The organism is Alkaliflexus imshenetskii DSM 15055 (genome assembly GCF_000517065.1).
Lineage (GTDB): Bacteria > Bacteroidota > Bacteroidia > Bacteroidales > Marinilabiliaceae > Alkaliflexus > Alkaliflexus imshenetskii.
Window position 1 is genome coordinate 2,590,696 of record NZ_KI912105.1, and the last position, 19,586, is coordinate 2,610,281.

The 19,586-nt window shown below is 43.2% G+C and carries 18 protein-coding genes; 8 read left to right on the plus strand and 10 right to left on the minus strand.

Annotated features, from left to right (window positions below):
• Positions 1-115: 115 nt before the first annotated feature.
• Positions 116-2,401, minus strand: coding sequence for an ATP-dependent helicase (locus ALKIM_RS0110910; protein WP_026474682.1), 2,286 nt, complete (start codon positions 2,399-2,401; stop codon positions 116-118).
• Between the two features lie 320 nt (positions 2,402-2,721).
• Between ALKIM_RS0110910 and ALKIM_RS0110915 the strand changes: the two genes are divergently transcribed.
• Positions 2,722-3,948, plus strand: coding sequence for a T9SS type B sorting domain-containing protein (locus ALKIM_RS0110915; RefSeq protein ID WP_084555867.1), 1,227 nt, complete (start codon positions 2,722-2,724; stop codon positions 3,946-3,948).
• 76 nt (positions 3,949-4,024) lie between these two features.
• On the opposite strand, the gene ALKIM_RS0110920 is transcribed toward ALKIM_RS0110915, so the two are convergent.
• Both ALKIM_RS0110920 and udk read right to left on the minus strand, forming a co-directional pair.
• Positions 4,025-4,741 (minus strand): 3'-5' exonuclease, encoded by a 717-nt coding sequence (locus ALKIM_RS0110920; protein WP_026474684.1) that lies wholly within the window; start codon positions 4,739-4,741, stop codon positions 4,025-4,027.
• A 7-nt stretch (positions 4,742-4,748) separates the two neighbouring features.
• Positions 4,749-5,366 carry a uridine kinase gene (udk, locus tag ALKIM_RS0110925; protein WP_044117898.1) on the minus strand — a complete coding sequence of 206 codons (618 nt, stop codon included), beginning with the start codon at positions 5,364-5,366 and terminating at the stop codon, positions 4,749-4,751.
• A gap of 60 nt (positions 5,367-5,426) precedes the next feature.
• On the opposite strand from udk, the gene ALKIM_RS0110930 reads away from it, so the two are divergent.
• A complete protein-coding gene (locus ALKIM_RS0110930; protein WP_026474686.1) occupies positions 5,427-5,726 on the plus strand; it encodes a Dabb family protein in 300 nt (99 codons plus the stop codon).
• Positions 5,727-5,765: 39 nt separating this feature from the next.
• Here ALKIM_RS0110930 and lysA read toward each other — a convergent pair whose 3' ends face one another.
• The 3 genes from lysA to ALKIM_RS0110950 form a co-directional block, all read right to left on the minus strand.
• On the minus strand, positions 5,766-6,920 hold the full coding sequence (lysA, locus tag ALKIM_RS0110935; RefSeq protein ID WP_026474687.1) for a diaminopimelate decarboxylase: 1,155 nt from the start codon (positions 6,918-6,920) through the stop codon (positions 5,766-5,768).
• Between the two features lie 45 nt (positions 6,921-6,965).
• Positions 6,966-8,276 (minus strand): aspartate kinase, encoded by a 1,311-nt coding sequence (locus tag ALKIM_RS0110940; RefSeq protein WP_026474688.1) that lies wholly within the window; start codon positions 8,274-8,276, stop codon positions 6,966-6,968.
• Positions 8,277-8,587: 311 nt separating this feature from the next.
• A complete protein-coding gene (locus ALKIM_RS0110950) occupies positions 8,588-9,583 on the minus strand; it encodes a type I phosphomannose isomerase catalytic subunit (RefSeq protein WP_026474689.1) in 996 nt (331 codons plus the stop codon).
• Between the two features lie 77 nt (positions 9,584-9,660).
• Between ALKIM_RS0110950 and yihA the strand changes: the two genes are divergently transcribed.
• The 6 genes from yihA to ALKIM_RS0110980 all read left to right on the plus strand — a co-directional run bounded on the left by yihA (position 9,661) and on the right by ALKIM_RS0110980 (position 13,987).
• Positions 9,661-10,350, plus strand: coding sequence for a ribosome biogenesis GTP-binding protein YihA/YsxC (gene yihA / locus ALKIM_RS0110955; RefSeq protein ID WP_235714406.1), 690 nt, complete (start codon positions 9,661-9,663; stop codon positions 10,348-10,350).
• Between the two features lie 245 nt (positions 10,351-10,595).
• Positions 10,596-11,534 carry a ribose-phosphate pyrophosphokinase gene (locus tag ALKIM_RS0110960; RefSeq protein ID WP_026474691.1) on the plus strand — a complete coding sequence of 313 codons (939 nt, stop codon included), beginning with the start codon at positions 10,596-10,598 and terminating at the stop codon, positions 11,532-11,534.
• A 105-nt stretch (positions 11,535-11,639) separates the two neighbouring features.
• Positions 11,640-12,212, plus strand: coding sequence for a 50S ribosomal protein L25/general stress protein Ctc (locus ALKIM_RS0110965; RefSeq protein ID WP_026474692.1), 573 nt, complete (start codon positions 11,640-11,642; stop codon positions 12,210-12,212).
• 218 nt (positions 12,213-12,430) lie between these two features.
• Positions 12,431-12,994, plus strand: a complete 564-nt coding sequence (pth, locus tag ALKIM_RS0110970; RefSeq protein ID WP_026474693.1) for an aminoacyl-tRNA hydrolase — start codon at positions 12,431-12,433, stop codon at positions 12,992-12,994.
• A gap of 8 nt (positions 12,995-13,002) precedes the next feature.
• Positions 13,003-13,404 carry an RNA-binding S4 domain-containing protein gene (locus ALKIM_RS0110975; RefSeq protein WP_026474694.1) on the plus strand — a complete coding sequence of 134 codons (402 nt, stop codon included), beginning with the start codon at positions 13,003-13,005 and terminating at the stop codon, positions 13,402-13,404.
• Positions 13,405-13,438: 34 nt separating this feature from the next.
• A complete protein-coding gene (locus ALKIM_RS0110980; RefSeq protein ID WP_026474695.1) occupies positions 13,439-13,987 on the plus strand; it encodes a DUF4924 family protein in 549 nt (182 codons plus the stop codon).
• On the opposite strand, the gene ALKIM_RS0110985 is transcribed toward ALKIM_RS0110980, so the two are convergent.
• The 4 genes from ALKIM_RS0110985 to ALKIM_RS0111000 form a co-directional block, all read right to left on the minus strand.
• The gene (locus tag ALKIM_RS0110985) at positions 13,984-14,373 is read right to left on the minus strand and encodes a thiol-disulfide oxidoreductase DCC family protein (RefSeq protein WP_026474696.1); all 390 of its coding nucleotides are present in this window, start codon (positions 14,371-14,373) and stop codon (positions 13,984-13,986) included. The genes ALKIM_RS0110980 and ALKIM_RS0110985 overlap by 4 nt on opposite strands.
• 124 nt (positions 14,374-14,497) lie before the next feature.
• On the minus strand, positions 14,498-15,781 hold the full coding sequence (locus ALKIM_RS0110990; protein WP_026474697.1) for an OmpA family protein: 1,284 nt from the start codon (positions 15,779-15,781) through the stop codon (positions 14,498-14,500).
• A gap of 116 nt (positions 15,782-15,897) precedes the next feature.
• Positions 15,898-17,265, minus strand: coding sequence for an OmpA family protein (locus ALKIM_RS0110995; RefSeq protein WP_026474698.1), 1,368 nt, complete (start codon positions 17,263-17,265; stop codon positions 15,898-15,900).
• Positions 17,266-17,482: 217 nt separating this feature from the next.
• Entirely contained in the window at positions 17,483-19,435 is a 1,953-nt protein-coding gene (locus ALKIM_RS0111000; protein WP_026474699.1) for a protein-disulfide reductase DsbD family protein, read from the minus strand.
• Positions 19,436-19,586: the final 151 nt, after the last annotated feature.

Here is a 19,586-nt window from a genome sequence, read left to right on the forward strand (position 1 = left end):
GGTCTGTCAATATTCGGAACGTAGAGGTCAATGTGTAATACATTGTTCACGTTTAGTGATACTATTTGAGGTTGTTACGGAGAGTGCAACGGTGGGTTTCGTCAAAGTCTCAAAATTAGTTCAATATTTTAAGTTTGGCAAACTTTAGCAATAATTGTTTTTCACCGGCATTTTTAAAAACCACTGTGGCTTTTACGTTAGGAGGGTTTCCTTCGAGCGCAATTACTTCGCCATATCCAAAACGTTCATGCTCAACTTTTGTTCCAATAGATATTTGGGCGCCACTGGAGGATGCGGTTTGCGTAAACCGGGGCTGTGGGGTTTCACGCTGTTTAAAATTGTATGCCGGCTTGGTTTGTGCCGACTGGGTATTGCCAAAAGGCGCTTTCTTTTCAAACGGGGGCTGGCTTCGTTCCTGTTTTTTGAAAACCGGCAAATCGCTCGCATTGTCTATGTAGTTCTTGTCTATGTCGTTAAGAAAACGGCTTGGGCTCACAAAGTTGTGCTCTCCATATTTAAATCGGCTTCTGGCATAGGACAAGGTGACACTTGCTTCGGCGCGGGTAACAGCAACATAAAACAAACGTCGTTCCTCTTCAATGGATTGCTCCGAATGGGATGCCATGGGCGAGGGGAAGAGTCCCTCTTCAACTCCAACAATATATACATGGTTGAACTCAAGACCTTTTGCCGAGTGGATGGTCATCAGGGTTACTTTGTTCAAATCGTCAGGGTCTTCGTTATCCTGGTCGGTGAGTAGCGAAACCTCTTCCAGAAAATGGATGATGGTGTTTTCTGAACCACTCTCTTTTCTTTCGTCGGTAAATTCTCTTACACCGTTCAATAATTCATCCAGGTTCTCTACTCTTGTTTGTCCTTCGGTTGTTTTATCCTGATGCAGCTCCTTTAAAATGCCACTTTGTGTCACAATTTCAGTGGTAATTTCAAAAGCATTCATCACGGGTACTAGTCTGCCAAATTCATTTATCAAAACAATAAATGCATTGAGTTTTTTTAGTGTGCCGGCATTGAATCCCAGGCTCGGCAATGCAGGGTGATTCAGCACTTCCCAAACGGATACCCCATGATGAGCAGCGGCAGCTTCCAACTTGTCGAGCGTGGTTTTTCCAATGCCTCTTGCCGGGTAGTTGATGATTCGTTTTAGTGCTTCCCCATCCTTGGGGTTAACAGCCATGCGCAAGTATGCAAGCAGATCTTTTATCTCCTTGCGCTGGTAAAATGAGAGACCTCCGTAAATCTTATATGGGATGTTGTTTTTCCGCAGCGCCTCTTCGAAAATACGTGACTGGGCATTGGTTCGGTAAAGTATCGCAAAATCGGCGAATGTACAATGTGCCGTTACTCTTTTTGAGACTATATCATTCACAACCAGGAAACCCTCTTCAATATCAGAAAATGCATTGAGGAGCCTGATTTTTTCACCCATATCGTTTTCGGAGAATACAACTTTTTTTATCTGCCCCTTATTGTTGGCTATTATGCTATTGGCCGCGTTAACAATAGTTTGGGTGGAGCGGTAGTTCTGCTCAAGTTTAAAGAGTTTGTAACCAGGATAGTCGTTTCTGAAGTTGAGTATGTTCTCAATTTTTGCACCTCTAAAACTATAGATACTCTGTGCGTCATCGCCAACTACGCACACATTTTTATGTTGTTCGGCAAGTTTGCGCACAATCAGATATTGTGAGAAATTGGTGTCCTGATACTCATCAACCAGGATGTATTTGAATTGCTGTTGATACTTTGCAAGTACATCCGGATGGTCTCTGAAAAGCAGATTGGTATTCAAAAGCAGGTCGTCAAAATCCATTGCGCCTGATTTAAAGCAGGTTCGCATGTAGCGCTGGTATATTTCATATATCATTGGCATGCGTGCTGCCTTGTCGGCCATCAATCTGTGTTGATCTCTGGCGTATGCCGGGGGCAATACCAAGTCGTTTTTTGCTGAGGATATTCTGGATAGTATTTCGCCGGGTTTATACTCTTTTTCGTTGAGATTTAATTCTTTAACAATCGACTTGATGAGGCTTTTGGAGTCAGCGGTATCATATATTGTAAAGCTTGATTGAAAGCCAATACGCTCTGATTCGGTTCTGAGAATACGTGAAAAAATGGAGTGGAATGTGCCCATCCAGAGTCTGCGTGCAGTTTCGTTTCCAACAATCGAGCCAATGCGCTCTTTCATTTCACGTGCCGCTTTGTTGGTAAATGTGAGAGCCAGGATGCTCCATGGTGCTACACCGTTGGACAGCAGGTAGGCAATGCGGAAAGTGAGAACACGTGTTTTGCCTGAGCCGGCACCGGCAATTACCAGAGCGGGACCTTCAGTGTTTATTACGGCCTCGTTTTGTGCTGTGTTTAGCTGTTCCAGATGATTTTGCACGTCGGTGTGATGGAGGTTGGTACTTTTCTTTTATCACACAAAAATAATCAAACGCCCATGTAATACAAACACAAATTTATCTGGCTCTTTGATAATTAAAATTGCAATATTCCGTTAAACAGTAATGATATAAAGATGAAAGTTGTAATTTCGCCTATGTTTTGGCATCTGCCTGTGGCTTTTGTATCAATTGTTTGGTGAGGATGAGAGCAGATTGCCATACACATGTACGAGATTGTATTTTGTAAAGAAATCAGGGTATCTGCTTCTATCTTTATTTCATTAGCTAAAGAGAAGATACCATTAATACGATATTGCCAATGAGATTGTTGGTTCACCTTTTAAAAGTGATGGCATTAGCAGGGGTTTTGACTACGTCATCGGTTCATGCCCAAATTACGGCTGTTGGCGCCTTGTCAACAGGTTCAACTTCTTATCTTCCTTCGGATCCGGTGTATTTGTTTAGTCCGTTGCAAAATGCAGTGCTTCAGTATCAAACCAATGATCCAGAAGCCAATTTTACCTTCCAGTGGACACGTCACAACCCATCAGATAACAGTTGGACGCAGGTTTTGCAGTTGCAAACCGGCAATTCAGCATCAATTCTGGTTTCCGATGCTGGTGGTTACCAGTTGCGTGTTACCCGCGCTCCCGGCGATGAAGTGGTGTTCCGGTGCTGGGTGTATGAACCTGTGTTGATGGACGCCACCATAGATGTGTTGTATGAGGATTGTTTTAAGCTGAATCTTTTGGTGAAGAACGACTCTCTGCCACTGGCATATTATGATCCTGTTTCAGGTAGTCAGGGATTTGTCAATTACAATCGTACGTATCAATGGCGAAACACGCCGGTGAGTTCAGTAGGTACGGGAGCTTTTGTAGATATAGACGCTCCGGTTGAAAACACGCAGTTTGAGGTTACCGTTCGCGACAGGGTAGGGGGTTTGGCCAATGCCGTACTTAATTATACAGCATTGGCGGTCAAGGCTGATTACAAGGCTGACTTAGTGAAAGCGGAGGTGTTACATGAGGTACACAGCAGTGCCGAGGGTTCAGCGCCTATTGAGATTCGTTTTCAGGATCAGAGCAAAGGCAATATCACAGGCTGGTCATGGCAATTTGGTCGTTTTGGCCGGGCTGTGGAGCGAAACCCGTTTTATGTTTTCACCTCATTTGGAACCGATACAGTAAACCTAACGGTAATAAATGATTTTTCGGGATGTGTGCATCAGATGGAGTCTCCTCTGGTTGTGAATGTGATGGAGTCGATGCTCGAAATTCCAAATACCTTTACCCCCAATGGCGATGGTGTAAATGATGAGTTTCGTGTGGTATATCGCTCGTTGCGTAAATTCAATATGTTGATATATAACCGCTGGGGACGAAAAGTGTTTGAATCATCCAATCCTGCCGAAGGATGGGATGGCACAGTTGGTGGAAGTATGGGTGCGCCAGGTGTCTATTTCTATTACATCGAAGCCGAAGGATATCAGCCCAACGAAAAATACCGACGCCAAGGCCCCATTCACCTGATACGAGGCAAGTAGCCTTATTTGGTGGAAGAGCTTAACGCCTGTAATATTTATTTAATGTGCGACGGCAACAGAATTGCCACCTTGCTGCTTATGCCCTGGTGAAATTCTCCTGGTGAATGAGTGGTTCGCCTTTGAAACGCAGAAACAATTGCGCTGTGGCAAACACATCCTTCTCACAATAAACAGCTATGCGCTCAATGTCACGTTCCTGGTAGTAAACCGCTGCCACCTGACTTCCATCTATGTCATCTTTAGGGGTTGGAATACCCATGATTTTGGTGAGCAAAGCCAGTGAGGTGTAGTGTTTGTAATCGCCAAATTTCCATAAATCCAAAGTGTCCAGAAATTTTATCTCCCATGGTTTTTTCCCGGCCACATCCAGTACCGGAGGAAGTGTAATGCCATGAATAATCATCCTGCGCGCTATAAATGGAAAATCAAACTCCCGTGAATTGTGACCGCAAATGTGATTTTTAGGGTCGCTTGTAAATCCGGATAAAACTTTTGCAAACTCCTCAAGAAGTGCTTTTTCGTCGTCACCAGCGAATGATTTGGCTTTGAAGTGACGTTGTCCATTTTTGTGAAAAATGACTCCTGCAGAGATGCATACAATCTTTCCGAATTCGGCATAGATGCCTGCACGCTCATATACTTCGGCAGCCAACTGGCCCTCTTTTCTGAAATAGGTTGACTTTTTGTCCCACAAAATCTGCAGCTCAGGATCAACTTCCTCAAACGCCGGATGCTGTGGCACAGTTTCAATGTCGATGAACATGATGTTTTCGGCCGGGTATTGCTCCAACATAATCTGATTAGTTACCGTTTTTTAAGTTTCTGAGGATATATTGTGTAAGGATGTCGATGGCAGCACGGTTGTTACCCCCTTGCGGCACTATCAAATCCGCATACCTTTTGGTAGGCTCAATAAATTGCAGGTGCATTGGTTTCACGGTTTGTTCGTAGCGGTGCAGCACTTTGCCCACCGTGCGTCCACGCTCTTCAATGTCGCGCTGAATAACCCGCATGAGCCTATCGTCAGGCTCCGCATCAACAAACACTTTCAGGTTCATTATATCACGAAGTCCCGGATGTGAAAGAATGAGAATGCCCTCTACAATTACCACGTCGCGCGGCTCAACACGTATGGTTTCACTTTGTCTGGTGCAGGTGAGATAGGAATAAACCGGTTGTTCGATGGTATGCCCTTTTTTAAGCGCATTAATGTGCTCAACCAGCAGGTCAAATTCGATGGCATCAGGATGGTCGAAATTGATTTTCTGCCTCTCCTCCAAAGGCATGTGTCCATTGTCGCGATAGTATGAATCCTGAGGTAAAACAGCCACTTCTCCCATGGGCAGCTGCTCCATAATTTTACGCACTACAGTGGTTTTTCCTGAGCCGGTTCCGCCGGCAATGCCGATAATCAGCATATGGTTTCTTTTTAGTATATTTACACGTAATCAATGGCAAAATAACAAATAATTCCGACAATGATTAAACATGTTGTTCTATTTAAATTCAAGGGTGATTTGTCAGAGGATGTGCGTCAGAAGAAACTGAAGTCGTTCAAGTCTTCACTGGAAGCGTTAAAGCTATCCATTTCTGAATTGCGCCATATCGAAGTAGGTCTCAACGAGAATCCTCAGGAGAGTTACGATTTGGTACTCATCAGCGATTTTGCCTCATGGGACGACCTGAAGGCCTATGTGGTGCATCCTGAACACCAGAAGGTGGCTGTGGAGATTCGTGAGATTCTGGAACAGCGCGCTTGTGTTGATTATGAATTTTAAAAGAAACGACCGGTTGTTGGCCGGTCGTTTTTCTTAGGTTTAGATAGTATCTGAAAAAAAGGATTTTGGCAATTCGCGCAGGTTGTATTGTGAAGCCATAATTTCGCCATAAGCACCGGCTGACCGTATGGCAATGATGTCTCCGCGAGAGGTGTGTGGCAACGACAATGCCTTGCCAAAACAGTCGGATGACTCACAAATTGGCCCTACTACATCATATTTTTCTTCGGTGGCTACGCTCGAGAGGTTTTCAATTTTGTGGCTGGCCTGATAAAGTGCCGGACGTATCAGTTCGGTCATTCCGGCATCTACAATGGCAAATTTGGTTTTTACACCCTCTTTCACATATAAAACCTTGGTGATAAGGTTGCCCGATTGCGCCACGAGCGATCTGCCCAGCTCAAAATGCACTTCCTGATCTGGTTTTAGCTCCAGAAAATCGTTGAAAATTTTGAAGTAAGCCTCAAAGTCAGGGATTGGATTCTGATTCGGGTCGTTGTAATCAATTCCCAGACCACCTCCTACATTGATGATTTTTGGATAAATCTGACGTGAGATGAACCACTTTTGTAATTCGTTGATTCTGACACAAAGATCGCGGAATGTGGTGAGATCCGTGATTTGAGATCCTATATGGAAATGGAGTCCTTCCAGATTGATGTGCTTCATTTTACTGATTGCATCCGTCACTTTCTCCAAATCCCACTGGTTGATACCAAACTTGTTCTCTTCCAGGCCGGTAGTGATGTAATGGTGGGTGTTGGCGTTCACATTGGGGTTTATACGTATGGCCACATTAGCTGTTTTGCCTTTGGATGCAGCAATTTCGTTGATGATTTCCAACTCGGGCACCGATTCCACATTGAAACAGGCGATGTCATTATCCAGTCCAAGTTCAATTTCCCAATCGGCTTTGCCTACACCGGCAAAAACAACGCCTTTGTTGCCGAAACCGGCCTCCAGCGCTTTTTTAACTTCATAACCGCTCACGCAGTCAACACCAAAACCAAAGCTACGTATCATTTCCAGAATGCGGTCATTTGCATTTGCTTTAATGGCATAGTGTACGGTGAAGTTGTACTTCCGGGCTTCTTCACTAACTTTTTTCAGAGTGCTTTCCAATAGCTCCATGTCATAATAATAGTATGGAGTGCGGATGTTTTGCAGTTTTTTCAGCGGGAAGTTATTGTTCATTCGAGAAGTGTTTTTTAAGGTTGTTTTTCTTAAAACGGATGATGATTAGAAAAGTTTTGCACTAAGCGCCTTTAGCGCCTCTTTTTTGTAGTCGGCAGCCACTACCAAAGAGATGTTATGGTCGCTGCCACCATAAGAAATCATGTGCAAAGGCACCTCTTTAAGCGCATCAAAAATGCGGTTTGCATATCCTTTGTGCTGTTTAATCAGGTCGCCTACCACGCATATTATTACCTGGTCGGTTTCCACGTCTACGGTGCCAAATTTCTTCAGGTCGTCAATAATATCGTCCAGATGGCGGTTGTTGTCGATGGTAACAGAAACACCAACTTCGGAGGTTGTAACCATATCAATGGGCGTTTTGTAGCTTTCGAATATCTCGAATACTTTACGCAGAAAACCATACGCCAACAACATCCTACCCGATTTTATTCGTATGGAGGTGATGCCATCCTTTGCAGCCACGGCGGTGATACGGCCTTTGGTTTCGGTACCTGAGATGCGGGTGCCGGGTGCCTTGGGATCCATTGTGTTGAGGAGTCTTACCGGAATATTGGCCAGTTTGGCTGGCAACACGCTGGTGGGGTGCAATATTTTTGCACCGAAATATGCCAGTTCAGCAGCCTCGTCAAACGATAGTTCGGCTATTGATTTGGTGTTTTCCACATAGCGTGGATCATTGTTGTGCATACCGTCGATATCGGTCCAAATCTGAATCTCTTCGGCATCGATGGCAGCACCAATGAGCGACGCAGAATAGTCGCTGCCTCCACGTTGCAGGTTGTCAATTTCGCCAAATGCATTTCGGCAAATATAACCCTGTGTGATATAGATATCTTTTTTACCTGTCTCTTCCAGAATGCGTGTCAGGTTCTCGCGTATGTAGCTTGTGTCAGGCTCGTTGTTTTTATCGATGCGCATGTAATCAAGCGCAGGCAATAGTTCAGATTTAATTCCACACTCCTGAAGATAGAAATTGAACATGCCGGTGGATAAAAGCTCTCCTTGCGCAAGAATTGTTTTCTCCTCGAAAACGGTAAACACATCTTTGGTGAATGATTTGATGTAGTCAAAATGGTTACGAACCAGCTCGCGGCCTTTATCTTTATAGTCAGTGGTAGCATAAAGCGCATCAACTTCGCTGTTATACTTGCGCTCCATCTGGCTTATTATCTCATTGGCGCCATCGTTGTTGTTTTTATAGAGATAATTGGCGATTTCGACAAGGTTGTTTGTAGTGCCGGCCATTGCAGATAAAACCACGATGTTGGTTTTTCCATCCAGAACCAGTTTTGCAACTTCTTTCATACGGTCGGCAGAACCAACCGATGTTCCGCCAAATTTCATTACTCTCATTTTGACTTAATTTTTAAATGGTCGTTGTGAAAATGATTCGCTTTTGTTTAAAGAACTGTTTTGTAAACTATTGGTTCATTGGCAGGCATCTATAAAAACAGAAAGGTTGCATACCTCGAAAACCAAAAAGCATCCGGGCGACAGAGGATGAATTTCATTTATTCTCCGGCCAATATTGGTTGCAAATTTATAGTAAACAAATCAATTTGGTGAAAAAAAATAATGATTTTCACCAAATTAATTACAGATTATATCTGATGGGTGTCTGAAATTTTAATTTTTGATTTAAAAGACAATTTACCACATCTAAATCAGATCACTGGCATGAACGTTTCCAGTATTTTGGTTTTGCCATTGGGCATAATGGTGATTTGCCTTAAGTCTGCCGGAACCAGTATCGTGTCGCCTATTTTCATGGTTTCATGCAAGTTGTTGCCATAGGTAATGGTTGCTTCTCCTTCAACACATATAAGAATTACAAATGAATCCAGAGGATAATAATCACGCGCTACAGCGTTCTCCGCTTCGAGCACGTTGGTCTGGAAATAGGGCGATTTAACTACTTCAACGGCAGTGTTGAGTTGTGGCTTATAGTCCGTGCGATAGTTATCGTACTTTTTGTAGTCAATGGCATCCACGGCCAGTTCGGTGTGGAGTTCGCGACTGTTTCCGTTGGCATCGCGGCGGTTGAAATCATAAATCCGGTAGGTAATATCCGAAGTTTGTTGAATCTCTGCAATAAGAATACCTGCACCTATGGCATGTACGCGTCCGGCAGGCATAAAAAACACATCACCCGAAGCAACCTTATGCTGCGCCAGAATATCTTCCAATGTGTTGTTTTTTACGGCTTCTACATAGGTTTCAGGTGTAACTTTCTGATTGAATCCGCTTATAAGTTGGGCACCTTCTTCCGCTTGCATAACATACCACATTTCGGTTTTTCCAAATGAGCTATGCCTCTCTTCGGCCAGTTTATCGTCCGGATGAACCTGTATTGATAACGCTTCGCGAGCATCTATAAACTTTATGAGCAGTGGAAATTCAGTGCCAAACTTAGCAAAAACGCGCTCCCCCACCAGATCGCCCATGTAGATTTCAATCAGCTCACTCAGGTTGTTTCCTTTCAGAAAACCGTTTTCAACAACTGAAATGTCTCCGTCAACGCCTGACAGCTCCCAGCTTTCACCAATGCCTGATTGTCCGTTAAGGCTTTTGTTTAATACCGTCTCCAGTTTATTTCCGCCCCATATCCGATCTTTTAGGATTGGCGTAAACTTTAAAGGATAAAGTTGTGTTGATGTCATTTTTTGTTAGGTGTGTTAATAATTTTTGTTGTGTGTTATGTGTTGCAAATGTAGGTAAAAGCTAAGGAAAATGCCGGATGAGTTTGATGTGTTTTACAGATAGTTCTGTCAATAATAGGGCATTTACCGAATCTATCGTTATTTTTGCAAGAAAAAAAGTGATTAAGGAAGCGCGTTTTTTGACGAGCAATCAGAATGCTGCAAAGTGTCCGGCGCCAAATAAACCAGAGTATGCGTTTATTGGCCGGTCAAATGTTGGCAAATCATCGCTCATAAATATGTTGTGCCGACGTAAGAGTTTGGCAAAAACATCCTCTACCCCTGGAAAAACTCAACTTATTAATCATTTTGTGATTGACGATAACTGGTATCTTGTAGATTTACCGGGGTATGGATATGCTAAAATAAGCAAAACCAAACGTGAGGTGTTCGGGAAAATGACACTCGATTACCTTACCACACGCACCAATTTGGTCTGTCTGTTCGTTCTCATAGATATCCGGCTTGAGCCGCAGGAGATTGATTTGGCCTTTTTGAGGAAGATGGCAGAGTTGGAGTTGCCTTTTGTGATGGTATTTACCAAGGCCGATAAACTCAAGAAAGGACAGGTGACCAACATGGTTGAAAAGTATTGCAATCAAATGCTGACTGAGTGGGATGAGATGCCAAAGTTTTTTGTAACCTCGTCGGAGAGCGGTGATGGACGTGATGAAATTCTTCATTTTATTAAAGAGTTGAATGTCATCTGGAAGTCATCAGAAAAATAGAGTGTCTTTTATATTGATGTTCTATTGGAGAACCAGATGTTTGTAAGTTAGATTTACGTATCAAGGGCAGCGTTTTAACCCAATCGTTCATTATTTATTATAAAACCCGCCTGTTTTGTGCCGTAATAGAAATTTATATGGTTGTCAATGTTAATCTCTTGTCATTATTCTCTTAAGGAATTATGATTTTTGTTACCTTTGCAACAACAGCTTAATTTTATAAAAATCTGATAAACAGAAGATTAATGCCACCCAAAGCACCGATTAAGATTTTCGCCGGAAGTCAAACCCGTTATCTTGCCGAAAAAATCAGCTTATGCTCCGGGCGTGAGTTGGGAAATGTAAACGTGATACATTTCAGCGATGGAGAGTTTGCCACCGCTTATGAAGAGACCGTTCGAGGTTCGCATGTGTTTCTGATTCAGTCAACATTTCCACCTTCAGATAATCTTTTTGAGCTTCTGATGATGATAGATGCTGCCAAAAGAGCTTCGGCATATAAGATAGTGGCTGTAATACCTTATTTTGGTTTTGCCCGTCAGGATAGGAAAGATCAGCCCAGGGTGTCCATTGGGGCTAAGCTGGTAGCCGACATGTTAAGTACAGCCGGCGTTAGTCGCATCATTACCATGGATTTACACGCCGATCAGATTCAGGGTTTCTTTGATATTCCTGTTGATCATCTCTATGCGTCAAGCATTTTTGTGCCTCACATCAGGTCTTTGGGGCTTGATGACCTGGTAATTGCATCGCCCGATGTGGGTGGCACCAAACGGGCTAACACCTATGCAAAGTTTCTGGAAACGCCCATGGTCATCTGTCACAAATACCGCTCAAAAGCCAATGTGATTGATGAGATGCGTATCATTGGTGATGTGGAAGGTAAAAATGTTATCATTTTGGATGACATGATTGATACCGCCGGTACCCTTACCAAAGCTGCAGAGATGATGATGGAGCAAGGAGCCAAAAGTGTTCGTGCTTTTGCAACCCATCCGGTATTGTCAGGACCAGCCTACGACCGCATCGAAAACTCTGCGCTTACCGAATTGTTTGTGACGGATTCCATTCCATTGAAACGAGAGTCGTCAAAAATTAAAGTGCTTAGTGTGGCCCAATTGTTTTCTGACACCATCGATAAGGTGTATAATTATCAGTCGATAAGTACCCAATTTGTAATTTAATTCATATATTTGCGGCCCCGTTTGGGGAAATCGTGTGATGGGAAATTAAGGTTAAAACATCATCCGAAACCTGAATTTTGAGTAGCACAACTTAATTTATTAAACATGCAAAACATTGAAATCAAAGCGGCCAAGCGTGAGAATCTTGGAAAAACCGCTACCAAAGAGTTGCGTAACAATGGCGATGTGCCTTCCGTATTGTACGGTGGCGATGAAGTAGTTCATTTCTTTGCTTCAGAGAGAGAGTTGAACAAACTCATTTTTACCCCCGAGGTATACATTGTTAAGCTCAACGTAGATGGAAAAATCTACGATGCAGTTATCAAAGATCTTCAGTTTCATCCGGTGAGCGACAGATTGTTGCATGCTGATTTTCTGCAGATTTCTGAGGACAAGCCTGTTATTATCGAGATTCCAGTTAAGATGGAAGGTTTAGCCGAAGGTGTTAAGGCGGGTGGTAAACTTCAGTTGGAGCAGCGCAAACTTCGCGTAAAAGCTTTTGCTAAAGATCTTCCAAATGAGCTGACCGTTAACATTTCAAACCTTGGTCTTGGTAAAAGTATTCAAGTGGGTTCACTTTCATACCCTAACCTTGAGCTTTTAAATGCCAAGAACTCTGTGGTAGTATCTGTTAAACTTACTCGTGCTGCTCGTGCTGCAGCGCAGCAGAAAGGTTAAGATATTTTATTTTTTCAAAAACCCCCGTATGTTTATATGGGGGTTTTTGTGTCTTATCACCTGGCCTATTTGACGCTTTGATGAGCCAATATGCGCGTTTTTGCTAATACAGCCAGTGAGAAAGTATCAATAACCTTGTTTATTACTTTGCCATGTGGTGCAGATTGTTAAATATATTCCGGAAGAATACCTCCGTAAAGGATAATGAACCTGCTGAAATGAAATACCTGATTGCAGGCCTTGGAAATATAGGCTCAGAATATGCCCATACCAGGCATAATGTTGGTTTTGATATTGTTGATGCGCTGGCCAAGGCCGAAGGTGTACCATTTGAAGACGAACGTTATGGCATGGTAGCGAATTTCCGCCATAAAGGGCGGGTTTTTATTCTTTTAAAGCCTTCTACATATATGAATTTGAGTGGAAAGGCCATCAATTACTGGATGAAGAAGGAGAGTGTGCCCATCGAAAACCTGTTGGTGATTGTGGATGATTTGGCACTCCCTTTTGGTGTACTGCGCCTTAAGGCAAAGGGGAGTGATGCCGGTCACAATGGACTTAAAAATATTCAGGAAACTTTTGGACATAACCAGTACGCACGCTTGCGATTCGGTATTGGAGATAATTTTCGCAAAGGACATCAGGTGGATTATGTGTTAGGACGATGGGACAGACTCGAAGAGGACACGTTGCCACTACGATTTGATGTGGCACATGAAATGATTAAGAGCTTTGCGACCATTGGTACGGCACGTACTATGAACTTGTATAACAATAAATAGCTCGTTCTATGGAAGCGTCATCAATTGTTCGAATCGATAAATTTCTGTGGGCAGTACGACTCTTTAAAACCCGAAGTCTGGCCATTGAGGCCTGCAAAAAAGGGAAGGTGATGATGGGCGGATTACCTGTTAAATCTTCACGGGTGGTTAAAAAAGGCGATGTTGTTGCAATTAAGGAGCCGCCCATTATGCGCCAGTATGAGGTAATAGGGTTGGCCGAAAAGCGGATGGGCGCAAAGTTGACACCCGATTTCATTAAAGAGGTGACACCTGCTGAGGAGCTGGAAATTCTGAGACTTACGCAGATTGCAAATACCATGAACCGTGGACGTGGCTTGGGAAGACCCACCAAAAAGGAAAGGCGCGATTTGGATGGGTTCTTTGATAGTGGTTATGAATCGGACGATTAATGTTCAGTAGATTGTTTTAATTGAAGATATTATTATGTATACAGCCAGACAAAAGAAACGCGACAATGTTGCTGAATATGTGCTTTATATGTGGCAGGTTGAGGATTTGATTCGCGCCAATGGTTGTGACATGGATCGTATTAAGGCCAATGTTATATCAGGTTATAGTCTTGCCAAATCCGAAATTCAGGAAGTAACAGATTGGTGGGAGAACCTGGTTGAAATGATGAAGTTGGAGCAAAAGGAGGCTAAGGGGCACTTACAGTTTATTGTAAATACCATCAATGAATTGAATACTTTGCATGGAAGATTGCTTCAATCGCCTGCGCACATCTCCTATCATGTGCGTTTTCAGCAAATAGAGTCTTTTCTGAGAGAGCTGGAAGGAGTTACGAACCCAAAGCCGTCCAACGATATAGAGTTGATGCTCGGCGCTTTGTATAATGTTTTTCTGCTTAAGTTACAGGGTCGTGAGATAAGCATCGGTACATTAAATGCAGTTCAGGAGTTTGGTAAGTTTTTAGCTTTGCTGGCTCAAAAGTATAGAGAAGACCAACAGGGCAAACTGGACATGGAGATTTAGTGTGTCCCATTTGATGGTGGTATATAACAGATGTCTCTTTTCCCAAACCATTGATAGCGGTTCTTTGCAATCAGTCGGTAAAGTTTGTTTCGCAGGCCACGCGGCATCATTGCAGCAATTGCCCCTGCAACAGGCATCCATCCGCTTAAGGAACGCATCAGATGAATGATTGCATCTGCGCCCTTATATATTTTGCCTTCACATAATAGTATTACTTCGTCGGGCATTAATGCAAGCATCTGTTTTTGCAAAATTTCTTGTCCTGCTTGGGACTGGATGGGCACAATACTCAGCGATTTACCTGCCTTTCGTATCACTATGCCTATAAAATTGCTGCATAGAACACAATAGCCATCAAAGAGCAAGATTCCTTGTTTGGTGTCCATATTTTACAATGTATTGTCTGGTAACTAACATGTAACTCTGAATTCTGTTCGTGTTAACCGAAAAAAGAAAAGCAGTCTCCTTACGTTAAAGGGACTGCTTTCCATTTTGGGTAAAAAGAAAAGATTATTCTCTGAAAACCATATCTACCCTTCGGTTGGCCATTCGCCTGATTTGTGAGGTCGACAGTTCAGAACCAACAAATGCATCGGAACTTCCTCTGGGAAAAATACGGATTGCATTGGGGTTTGCTCCCAAATCGTTTACCAGATAGTCAAGCACTTTTTCGCACTGAGCCCGGCTTGTATCATAGTGATCCCCCTTGTCTTCGGGGTCAACGTAACCATACAGTTGCAATTCTTTTTCGGGATTGTGTTTCATGAGCACCGCTATTTCGGCCATCAAAATTTGATCTTCTATGCTGAAGGATATCTCTGTATTGGGTTTGAAAAACAGAGATTTGATGTAAACTGTCTCGTAAATTGTTGTCAATGTGTTTTGTATCACAACGGAGTCTCTACCCATTGGTGGTTGGGAGGCGAGTTTTTGAATTTCGTCTTCCATCCGTTGAATCTCCTCTCTTAGCATATCTTTACGCGGCCGTCCCAGAAGATTCATCCCCAGGCCTCTGAAAGTCCAGCGCATGTGCGGCTTGTCTTTTTTACCTATTTTATAACTGAGGTTCACCGTGGTATAAAAGTAACGGTCATTAGTTGAACCAGTAAGGATGTTGTCAAGATGATCGGTAGTGGTTAGGCGCATTGTTGTTTCCACTCCAGCATCAAAATGCTCGTTTATGCGGTAGAGTACACCTCCTCCAACAGGCACCACAATGTCTCGTTTTCTTTTAACTTCTTCTTCAGGACTATACCTGTCGTAGCCGGTTACCATGAAGTGATTTGGCAGGTTAAATTCCGTGCCAGACACAAAATCACCCGTTTCTTTGAATTTGAGTGCGCTGCGATAATAGTTTGCTCCGGCTCCTGCTTTAATATAGAAGTTCCAAACATGGTTTACAGGCCCTGGTCTGGCACCAAGCTGATTGATATATAATACGGCATTCAGGCTGATATCTCTAAAGTCTCCTTCAAAAAAGTACTTGTCCTTTTCACCATACATCTCGCTGAACATATATTGCAAATCAATGGCCAGCGGTGGCACCAGTTGTTTGCTCAGGATGATGGTAGGGCCAAAATTCCAGTTGCTTTTTGGGAAAAAGGAGTAGTCACTGATATCGGTGTGCATAATTACCGGGCCATAACCAGCGGTAAGTGCCCATGAGTTAAATCTCTTTTCAACAGAATAACGCATCTTCTCGCTGATGTCCCGAGTATCGGTCAGCCTGATTTGAGCCGTTAGCTGGCCTAAACAAATAATAAAAAAGAGGTAGCAGAATATGGTTCTCTTCATCTGTTTTTAGTTTGGTCGTGTCCGGGTTCTCTTTAATCAATGTTCCTGATTTCTGAAAAAACCTGCCTTGTTATGGGAGGTTGATTCAGATGTGGGTCATGGCGATTGCCTGGATTCTAATCGTTTAATAAGATAATGTCTACCCGGCGATTAACCATGTGAACACCTCTAGGTGCCAGTCTTCTGGTATCCGATAACAATTCGTTTTTGCCTCTGGCATCAATCGTAAATCTTGACTCACTGATGCCAAAGTCTTTCACGAGCAGGTCTCTGACTGCGCTTATTCGTCGCTGGCTCAATCTAAGGTTGTACTCTTCGCTTCCACGGTCATCGGTATATCCAAGAATTAACATTTTTGCATCCGGGTTGTCTCTCATGAATCGTGCTACACCTGCCAATGAACGTTGACCGGTTTGGTTGATTTCGGTTTTGTCAAAGTCAAAGAATATCGAAACTGAGAATGATTCGTTTTTAAACAACTCCTGTGTTGAGATAAAGGTTGTGTCAGATACCGCCGTATCTCTGGTTGCCAGATGATCCAGTTGTTTTCGTAATGAATCCAGACGTTGTACAAGCGGGTCGCGTTCACGCTGACGTTCGTATGCCAGATTGAAATCTTTGTAAGTCCAGGAGGCATGGCGTTTGTTTTTCTTGCCTATTTTGTAGGTGAGCGAAACGGAGGTGTAGAGATAGGAGTCGTTGTCAGCTCCGGTCATATCCACGTCCAGATTGTCAGCCATCAGGTTACGCAGTGTTGTTTCAATACCCAGGTCAAAACTTTTGTTGAGTCTGTATCTTACGCCCATACCAACGGGCACAATGAGTTCTGTCTGGCGCGAAGTTTTTTGTAGTGGCGGATAGGATTCATTTTCTCGCTTATAGCCCATTACCAGATAATCTGTGGAATTCCATCCGGTATAAGCATTTGGATACCCTTGGCGCACCGGATCAAAGTAGCCCACGGTGATGAGTTCACCGGGTTCAAGAATGACGCCAATTGGTTGTCCATCATAATATTCCAATACGCCAAGGCTTCGCATAGTGCTTCTAAAGCCATTCACGCCTATCCCTACTTTGGCATATAGGTTCCATCTGTCGCGCATTGGTCCGTTGAAAATGAGCTGGTTCAGATAGGCTTTCACGTTAAGCGTTACCTCTCTGAAATCACCTTCAAAATACCGTCTGTATTTCTGTCCGTACATGTCGGCCATCAGAAAATGACCTTCAACCGCCCAGGAGCGACCAAATTGCTTTGTAATAGCTGCCGATGGGCCAAACTTGAGGTTGTGTTCGGGGAAGATGGTGTAATCAACGATATCGGTATAGTATATCACCGGTCCATAACCAACCGTTACCGACCATGTATTGTATTTGTTGGTCGGTCTGTAGATTTGCTCATCATCCAGGCTGCCAAAATCAATCTGTGCAAAGGATGAAGAAGCAATCAGCATAAATATCAACAGAAGTAGTAAGTGTCTTAGCATAGTACAATTATATAGTGCTCTTAGATGATAATATGTGGGTAAATGTATGATAGAAATGATATATTATCCAATTATTGAATGTGGCATTTTTATTAACTGAGCATATTGTTACATTAAATGCACTACATGGGCGACTATTATTTGTGCTTTACCCATAATAAAACACCCCGGCAGAATAATTTATGCCGGGGTGTTTTATTAGTTTTAGATAATTATGTTAGTTTGAGTAGTCGCTTAATCCCATTTGCAACCAACTTACAAATGCGGGTATGTCTGTATTATAACCTCGTGGAGCAGCGAGTGCAGTTTCGTTGTGGTCTATAAGTACATAAAATGGTTGACTGTTGTTTTGGTATCGGGCAATCTGAAAGTCGCTCCATTTATTTCCAACTGTTCTAACGCGTCGGCCGGTTGTTTCTGATACGTATTGCTCATCTAAAGGGAGTTGTTCGCGGTTGTCAACATAAAGGGAAATGATGACATAATCGTTGGCCAACATGTTGCGAACAGTGTTGTCAGACCAAACCAAATTTTCCATCTTCCGGCAATTGGCGCACCCAAGTCCGGTAAAATCCAGAAATACAGGTTTGCCAGCTTCACGGGCAGCCTGCATGCCTTCTTCGTAATCAGTGTATTTCATCAACCCGTATGGCCCTTCCTTTAAGCTTGTTCCGGAGAGTGAAAGTGTTTTTTGTCCCTGCCCGGCAGATGACGTGAAGTTTTGACTCAGATTAAAGTCTTGCGTAACGATTGAGGGAAGAAATGAACTCACAGCTTTTAGCGGTGCGCCAAAAAGACCCGGAATCAGATAAAAAACAAATGAAAAGGTCAAAATTGCCAGCATCAGTCGTGGTACGCTTAGGTAAGGCAAATCGCTGTCGTGCGAAAACTTTATCTTTCCTATAAGGTAGAGACCCATCAACAAGAATATGGCTATCCAGAGAACGATGAATACCTCTCTGTCCAGAATGCCCCACTGACCAACCGCATCGGCCACCGAAAGAAACTTTAGTGAGAAGGCAAGTACGATGAAGCCTAACACAACTTTAACCGAGTTCATCCATCCACCAGATTTTGGAAGTGACTTCATGGCAGAGGGGAAGATAGCAAAAAGTGTAAAGGGAATGGCCAGGGCAACGCTAAACCCCAACATGCCAATGGCCGGCGAGAACATGTTGCCTCCTATGGCTGCTTCTACCAGCAGCGTGCCAACTATTGGTCCGGTACAGCTGAATGAAACCAAAACAAAGGTCAGACCCATTAAAAAAACGCCAATTAACCCTCCTGCTTTGTCAGCTTTACTATCGAGGGCTGTGGACCACTTTGCCGGCATGGTAAGTTCAAATGCGCCAAAAAATGAGGCTGCAAAAAATATCAACAATCCGAAGAATATAATATTAAAGAGGGGGCTTGTAGCCATGGCATTGAGTGCGTTGGCGCCAAAAATAACCGAAATCGCCAGTCCCAGAAACACATAGGCAAAAATGATAGTGGCGCCATACGCAAATCCATCGCGTAGCGCCTTTGCTTTATTGTCAGCGTTTCTGATAAAAAAACTCACAGTAAGTGGTATCATCGGGAATACGCAGGGTGTCAGCAGGGCTGCCAATCCTCCTAAAAAAGCGAGCCAGAAAATCCCCCAGGCGCTCTCTTTGTCCGAATCGGAGTCATTACCCGGTATCGCTTCGATTGATGGGGCTGCTGCAGATTCAGAGGTTACTTTGAGTTCAAATTCAGCGTGGTCGGGTGGCAGACAGCGATGGTCGTCACAAGCCATAAACTCTACGTATCCTGAAATGGTCACCGGAAGGTCACCTTTGATTTCTACTTGTTGAACCAGGCGTGCCGTTTTAGAGAAATAGCCCAGTTCCATCTGAAAAGCTTCATCAAATGATGGTTTTGGCTCGGGAGAAACCTGAAGTGAACCCGTTGGCACATAGTCGTCGGATGGGTTAATGTTGAGTGATGTGGCAATGGGCCCTCCGTCGGGTATTTCAGTTGAATATAAATGCCAATTGTTATCGATGGTTGCTTCTGCAATGACTTCAACAGTTGTGTCATTCAGGCGGTTTACCGAAAAAGTCCATTTTACCGGTTCCAACACCTGTGCATCAAGGCGTGGCATTGCAAGCAACAGCAAAAGTGGTAATAACCATATTTTGGTCTTCATAGCAGTAAATATTTTTAAAGACGTATTTATAAAGTTAGATATTTAGAAGTTTCAAAATTAGCGTTTTTCTTTCAATATCCAAAATAAACGCATTTGCAGATAAAATCGTTCAAATCATCTGATTATATTTTGGTTTTGTGGCCTGGTGTAG